General features: G+C 64.9%; 1 pseudogene. It reads left to right on the forward strand.

Annotated features, from left to right (window positions below):
• A pseudogene (locus R2R70_RS19795) lies at positions 1-279 on the forward strand (branched-chain amino acid ABC transporter permease); the annotation flags it as partial.

A 279-nucleotide genomic window follows, 5' to 3' on the forward strand; every position in this document is an offset into this window, starting at 1 on the left:
GGCCTCTATGCGGGCTTCGTGCGTTTTCTCGGCCCCGATCTCGCCAACATCGGCCATACCTTCGACATGACGATGTACGTGGTGGTCGGCGGCATCGGCACGCTGGCCGGTCCGCTGCTCGGCGCGATGGCGCTGCCGTGGCTCACGCAGTCGCTGCAGTTCATGCAGGACTATCGCTTTCTCGTCTTCGGCCCCTTGCTGATCGTGCTGCTGATCTTCCTGCCGCGCGGTCTCGTCGGTCTTTATCAGAGCGTGCGCAGCCGCCTCGCCACGCGCGAT

This window comes from Cobetia sp. SIMBA_158 (genome assembly GCF_046566945.1).
GTDB classification, from domain to species: Bacteria; Pseudomonadota; Gammaproteobacteria; order Pseudomonadales; family Halomonadaceae; genus Cobetia; species Cobetia amphilecti.